The sequence below is a fragment of the Paenarthrobacter sp. Z7-10 genome, assembly GCF_026932795.1.
In the GTDB taxonomy this organism is placed as follows: Bacteria; Actinomycetota; Actinomycetes; order Actinomycetales; family Micrococcaceae; genus Arthrobacter_M.
Genome location: NZ_JADPVH010000021.1, coordinates 59392 through 61926 on the forward strand (window position 1 = coordinate 59392; position 2535 = coordinate 61926).

General features: G+C 63.7%; 4 protein-coding genes. 1 reads left to right on the forward strand and 3 read right to left on the reverse strand.

Annotation, left to right across the window (positions count from 1 at the left end; translation table 11 throughout):
• Positions 1–12 precede the first annotated feature (12 nt).
• From IV498_RS08380 to IV498_RS08390, 3 genes are all read right to left on the reverse strand, one after another.
• Positions 13–489, reverse strand: coding sequence for an SRPBCC family protein (locus IV498_RS08380; protein WP_269046104.1), 477 nt, complete (start codon positions 487–489; stop codon positions 13–15).
• 61 nt (positions 490–550) lie between these two features.
• Positions 551–1192, reverse strand: coding sequence for a hypothetical protein (locus IV498_RS08385; RefSeq protein ID WP_269046105.1), 642 nt, complete (start codon positions 1190–1192; stop codon positions 551–553).
• 246 nt (positions 1193–1438) lie between these two features.
• Entirely contained in the window at positions 1439–2281 is an 843-nt protein-coding gene (locus IV498_RS08390) for an SDR family NAD(P)-dependent oxidoreductase (RefSeq protein ID WP_269046106.1), read from the reverse strand.
• A gap of 153 nt (positions 2282–2434) precedes the next feature.
• Here IV498_RS08390 and IV498_RS08395 point away from each other — a divergent pair.
• A partial coding sequence (locus IV498_RS08395; protein WP_269046113.1) for a transposase occupies positions 2435–2535 on the forward strand: 101 nt, incomplete at its 3' end.

Consider the following 2535-nt stretch of genomic DNA (forward strand, 5'->3'; position numbering starts at 1 on the left):
TCAAGTTACCGTCTATTGATGCGCGCCGGAGACGATTTCGGCGAGCTTCGCCAATGAACCTTCCAGCTGGTGTGCTTCCACCACGGGGAAGGGAACCTGCCGCAGGACATCCTTGTCCGTGACCTTGCTCCAGTCGTACGTCAAGGTAACGTTCGTCGAATCCGGGGAGGTTGCTTCCAGTTCCCAGACCCATTCCCAGCCCGCCGGATCCTTCCCGGCATCGGCGGTCTTCCACGCCAGCAGCTTGTTCGGATCGAACCCGACCACGTGATTGTCCGTCTGGTACTCGCCGCCGAGCTTGTCCCAAAACATGTTCATTCGGAAGACCTGCCCCACGCCTGTGACGCGGTCCGTCTTCTCTTCGGACTGCACCATGCCCGAGCCGTCAAGGCTGGCGTGGTTCTCCGGATTCGTCAGGACAGCAAAGATATCCTGCGCCGGAGCATCGATCGAACGGTCAACTGTCAGTTTTCCTTCGTTCTGTGTCATTACCCCAGCATTGCGCAGTTTGCTTATGAACTCCAGTTTCGACAAAGCGAACAGCGTTTCTTCACGGTTTCTGCACGCCGGTCTGCGGATGGACCTGCACCGTGGTCTGCACCGTTGTCTGCACTGTTGCAAGGCTTGGCCGGGGCGGCATGCTGCTGAACCCGAACCGCACCGCCGGCGTTATGTCCCGAAGGCCCCCGGCGTCCTTGCCTTCCCAGCTGACCACCGCGGAATCGATGCCGACCAGGTCCGTGACGCCGTAAAATTCACGCCGTCCATCCTTGGCCTCCCCAGCGGTTTGAGTCCCCGGGCTGATTCGGGCCACCGCCGGGTTGACTGCCCGCAGCCACCACGGATGGACGGCCAGCCGCCGCGGCACCCGCGCCAGCAACTGACCGAGCCCGGTCCTCGCGCCAAGGCCGGCACAAATGTGCAGCGGACCGGCATCCACCTCCAGGCTTTCGGCGTTGAGCCGCGTCCCTACCTTCAGCACGCGGATTTCGTCGAAATCGTAGGTGCCTTCAATGAACGCGGCTGTTTCCGGGTCCGGTGCGAGCAGAACTCGGTGCCCGGACGGCAGTTCCACCATCACATCCGAGAAGGGTCCAAAAGGAGTCTTGTCCCAGAGCCCCACCACGGCGCGCAGCCCTGAGGCCGTTCCCACCCCGGCGATATGGCCGCGGAAAATCCACCGTTCAGCCATTCTGTGCCCCCTCCCGGCCGGCACCTCGGAGCGGGGTGCCCTGACCTTGGACCGCCGACGCGGCATCGGCTTCCTCCTGCACCACCGCCAGCATGCCCAACTTCTCCCTGCCCAGTCCAGGTTGCCCAGCACCGGATTACACTGCTCCAAATTGTCCAGCACCACCCTGCCCAGCTCTGTGCCCAGCTGTGTGCCCGGCGCTCAGCCCAGCGCCCTGCCCAGCTCTGTTCCCAGGTCCAGCGCGCCCTAGCGTGCGTCGGTTTCCAGCTGCGCGGCGAGCATCGCCTCACTTCGCTCCCACAACTCACGGGCAAGTTCGTCGTCGTCGGCCTGCTTGTTGGCCCTGATGATCCGCCGTTTGGCGTAATACGCCCCGGAAACCCAGTCCCTGCCCGGCTCCGCACCCGCGAGCCAAACCAACGTATCCGCGCCCTGCTCCGGGGACAGCATCAGCTTCCGCAGCACGGTGGTGTAGGCGAAGCGCATCGGGCTGTTCGACTCCGCGGAGAAATTCGTGGCCACCCCGCCCGGATGGAACGCCGCCGTCGTGATCCCCTGACGGCTGTAGCGCCGATGCAGCTCCCTAGTGAAGAGGATGTTGGCCAGCTTCGCGTTGCCGTAGGCGCGGTTGGTCGCGTACTTCTGCCCGGCGTCCAGATCCGCGATGTCCAGCCGGCCGAAGATGCGGTTCGCCACGCTGGAGGTGTTGATCACCCGCGCACCACTGTTCGCCAGCACATCCATCAGCAGCGTCGTCAGCAGGAACGGCGCCAGATGGTTCACCTGGAACGTTTTTTCATGCCCGTCCACCGTCAGCTCGCGCCGCCCCATAATGCCACCGGCATTGTTGGCCAGCACGTGGATCCGTGGATAATTCTCCCGCAGCGCCGACGCCAGGGCGCGCACCTGCGAAAGGTCCGCGAAGTCGGCCACGAAGTAATCCGCCTCCAGTTCCGTGGCGACGGCCTTCGTTTTCGTCTCCGAACGGCCGACGACGATGACACGCTCGCCCGCGGCCGTCAGGGCACGTGCCGCGGCGGCGCCGATCCCATCGCTCGCTCCGGTGATCACTATGGTGCGTCCGGTCATCGGTTTTGTCCTTCGGTTGGCATCGGGCTATCAGAGGTAGAACGGAAACGGCCGCCGAGTCGTTCCGTCGCCCACCCCGCCCCACTCCTGTCCCCACTCCCGTCCCCTGAGGTGTACTACTGATGTGAGACACAGTTTGAAAGGATTGTGCCCATGTCCGCCCGTCAAACGTTTTCTGATGAATTCAAAGCCGATGCCGTTGATCTCGTTATTTCTTCCGGCCGTCCGATAGCCACCGTCGCCTCCGAGCTGGG

Coding starts and splice junctions, on each gene's coding strand:
- IV498_RS08385 (WP_269046105.1), bottom strand. CDS start 1,192: ATGGCTGAACGGTGGATTTTCCGCGGCCATATCGCCGGGGTGGGAACG.
- IV498_RS08380 (WP_269046104.1), bottom strand. CDS start 489: ATGACACAGAACGAAGGAAAACTGACAGTTGACCGTTCGATCGATGCT.
- IV498_RS08390 (WP_269046106.1), bottom strand. CDS start 2,281: ATGACCGGACGCACCATAGTGATCACCGGAGCGAGCGATGGGATCGGC.